3 protein-coding genes are annotated in these 2,444 nt (G+C 66.9%); 2 read left to right on the forward strand and 1 reads right to left on the reverse strand.

The window, feature by feature from the left end:
* Nucleotides 1–54 precede the first annotated feature (54 nt).
* Nucleotides 55–1,083, reverse strand: a complete 1,029-nt coding sequence (locus tag Q7F20_RS18375; protein WP_305741498.1) for a TerC family protein — start codon at nt 1,081–1,083, stop codon at nt 55–57.
* A 215-nt stretch (nt 1,084–1,298) separates the two neighbouring features.
* On the opposite strand from Q7F20_RS18375, the gene ftsY reads away from it, so the two are divergent.
* Both ftsY and Q7F20_RS18385 read left to right on the forward strand, forming a co-directional pair.
* Nucleotides 1,299–2,168: a signal recognition particle-docking protein FtsY gene (gene ftsY / locus Q7F20_RS18380; RefSeq protein WP_305741499.1), complete on the forward strand. Its 870-nt coding sequence runs from the start codon at nt 1,299–1,301 to the stop codon at nt 2,166–2,168.
* A gap of 58 nt (nt 2,169–2,226) precedes the next feature.
* A complete protein-coding gene (locus Q7F20_RS18385; RefSeq protein ID WP_137767577.1) occupies nt 2,227–2,385 on the forward strand; it encodes a DUF4175 domain-containing protein in 159 nt (52 codons plus the stop codon).
* Nucleotides 2,386–2,444 lie beyond the last annotated feature (59 nt).

Genomic DNA, 2,444 nt, shown 5'->3' on the forward strand with positions numbered 1-2,444 from the left:
CGGGAGGCGCGGTGCCCGCCGGCATCGCGCCTCCCGTCCGTCAGGTGGTGACGACTACTTCGCGTCGGCCTCGACGGGCTGCTTCGGCTCGCCCGTCGGGGTGAGCCCGCGGTCCTGCCGGCGCTTGGACACGACGAGCGACGCCACCGTGGCGACCGCGATCGTCAGCATGATGAAGCCCAGCGAGAACCAGATCGGGATCTCCGGAGCCCACTCGATGTGCTCGCCGCCGTTGATGAACGGCAGCTCGTTGACGTGCATCGCGTGGAAGACGAGCTTGACGCCGATGAACCCGAGGATGACCGCCAGACCCTGGCCGAGGTAGATGAGGCGTTCGAGCAGCCCGGCGATGAGGAAGTAGAGCTGGCGGAGTCCGAGCAGCGAGAACGCGTTCGCGGTGAACACGATGAAGGCGTCCTGCGTCAGACCGAAGATCGCGGGGATCGAGTCGAGCGCGAAGAGCACGTCGGTGAGGCCGATCGCGACCATCACGAGGAGCATCGGCGTGAAGAGGCGCTTGCCGTCGACGCGCGCCGTCAGCTTGTCGCCGTGGTAGTCCTCGGTGGTCGGGATGATCTTCCGGAGCGTCCGGATGAGACGAGAGTCGCCCTCGTCACCGCCGTGGTCGTTGCCGCTCCGTGCCTGGGACCAGGCGAGCCAGAACAGCAGCGCGCCGAACAGGTAGAACACCCACGAGAAGTTCTCGATGATCGTGACGCCGAGGGCGATGAAGACACCGCGGGCCACGAGGGCGATCGCGACGCCGACCAGCAGGACCTTCTGCTGGTACTCCTTCGGCACGGCGAAGCTCGACATGATGATGAGGAACACGAACAGGTTGTCGACCGAGAGCGCCTTCTCGGTCAACCACCCGGCGAAGTACTCGCCGCCGGCCTGCCCGCCGCCGAAGACGAGGATGCCGACGCCGAACAGGATCGCGAGCCCGACGTAGAACGCCGACCAGAACGCGGATTCCTTGATGTGCGGGACATGCGGCGTTCGCACGTGCGAGAAGAAGTCGAACACCAGCAGGCCGAGGATGCCTGCGATGGTGAGGAGCCAGACGAAGAGTGGGACGTCCACGGGTTTCCTTCAGGTCGAGGGCGCAACCGGGACTGGGTACGCCGAGGCCTGAAGGTCTCTTCCGCCCGACGGTCCGTGTGATGGTCCGTGAGCCGGCGCCCCGGGTCCGGATCGTTCCGGACCGTACTGACGGGGTCACCGAGGAGGAATACTCCCCTTCGTGAGACCGATCGTACCGGGCACAGCGCACATCCGCCGCGCTCTAAGCTGGGAACATGGCGAGTTCCTGGTCACTGTCCTCCCGGCTGCGCGGGCTGTTCCAGCGCAAGACGATCGACGAGACCACGTGGGAGGACCTCGAGACGGCGCTCATCGGCGCGGACTTCGGTCCGGACATCGCCGACGAGGTCATCGAGGACCTCCACGCGCGCGTCGACCGCTACGGCACGACCGACCCGGCCGACCTCCAGCGCATGCTGCGCGAGGTCCTCGAGGAACGGCTGTCGAAACTCGACACCACGCTGAAGCTCAGCAACCGGCCGGCGGTCGTGCTCGTCGTCGGGGTGAACGGCGTCGGCAAGACCACCACGATCGGCAAGTTCGCGAAGTTCCTCAAGACGTACGACCGCTCGGTGGTCGTCGGTGCGGCGGACACGTTCCGCGCGGCCGCGGTCGAGCAGGTGGCGACGTGGGCGGAACGCGCGGGTGTCGAGGTCGTCCGACCGGCGCAGCCCGGGCAGGACCCGGCGTCCGTCGCCTACCAGACCGTCGAGAAGGCGATGCGCGACGGCACCGAGATCGTCGTCATCGACACCGCCGGTCGGCTGCACACCAAGGCCGGGCTGATGGACGAGCTGACCAAGATCAAGCGCGTGGTCGAGAAGCAGACCGAGATCGCCGAGGTCCTGCTCGTCCTCGACGCCACGACCGGCCAGAACGGACTCGCGCAGGCGCAGGCCTTCATCGAGGGCGCCGGCGTCACCGGGCTCGTGATCACGAAGCTCGACGGCTCGGCGAAGGCCGGTTTCGTGCTGAGCGTGCAGGAGAAGACGGGCATCCCGATCAAGCTCATCGGCCAGGGCGAGGGGATCAACGACCTCACCGGTTTGACCCCGCACGTGTTCGTGCAGAACCTCGTCGGCTGATTCCGGGTACGTTCTGCGAAGTACAGGGATCGTCCAGGTACACGGAAGGAGCCCTCACATGCCCGCTCTGCTGATCATCGCGATCATCGTCGGCCTCGTCCTGCTCTTCAGCGGCATCTTCGTCGGTGCCCTGAAGTTCCTGCTGTGGGTCGGGATCGTCCTCATCCTGCTGGCCGTCATCGGCTGGCTGCTCAGGAGCATCCGCGGTCGCGCCTAGCGACCGACGCGTCCGTCACGGACGCGTGTGCGGAACGGGAGGCGCGGTGCCAGCTGGCA

It is taken from the genome of Curtobacterium sp. A7_M15 (assembly GCF_030705415.1).
GTDB lineage: Bacteria > Actinomycetota > Actinomycetes > Actinomycetales > Microbacteriaceae > Curtobacterium.

What these genes read in the sequence shown, in the direction of transcription:
- ftsY (WP_305741499.1), top strand. Translation starts at nt 1,299, where the DNA reads ATGGCGAGTTCCTGGTCACTGTCCTCCCGGCTGCGCGGGCTGTTCCAG.
- Q7F20_RS18385 (WP_137767577.1), top strand. Translation starts at nt 2,227, where the DNA reads ATGCCCGCTCTGCTGATCATCGCGATCATCGTCGGCCTCGTCCTGCTC.